This is a genomic window from Mesorhizobium sp. M1A.T.Ca.IN.004.03.1.1 (assembly GCF_003997555.1).
In the GTDB taxonomy this organism is placed as follows: Bacteria; Pseudomonadota; Alphaproteobacteria; order Rhizobiales; family Rhizobiaceae; genus Mesorhizobium.
On sequence record NZ_RZTV01000871.1, the window covers coordinates 1 to 245 of the forward strand.

The following is a 245-nucleotide window of genomic DNA, read 5'->3' on the forward strand; positions in this document are numbered from 1 at the left end:
GTCGGCCCGGTAGGCCGCGCGGTACGCCGCGGCGAATCCGGGGAGATCGACGAAACCCCAGCGGAGCGCGATCTCCGCAACCGTCGTCCGGGTCGGATCGGATGCCACCAGGTCGGCGTGCGCGGCGCTCACGCGTGCGTGCTCCAGGTAACCCTCGGGAGTCGACGAGAGCTGCCCGTTCGCGGCGAAGGCGCGACGCAGCCCGGCAACCGAGGTCCCCGTCGCGCGTGCGGCGTCGTCGGCCG

General features: G+C 74.3%; 1 protein-coding gene. It reads right to left on the reverse strand.

Translation table 11 applies throughout. From position 1 onward, the window contains the following. A partial coding sequence (locus EOD29_RS34165) for a helix-turn-helix domain-containing protein (protein WP_127248892.1) occupies positions 1–245 on the reverse strand: 245 nt, incomplete at both ends.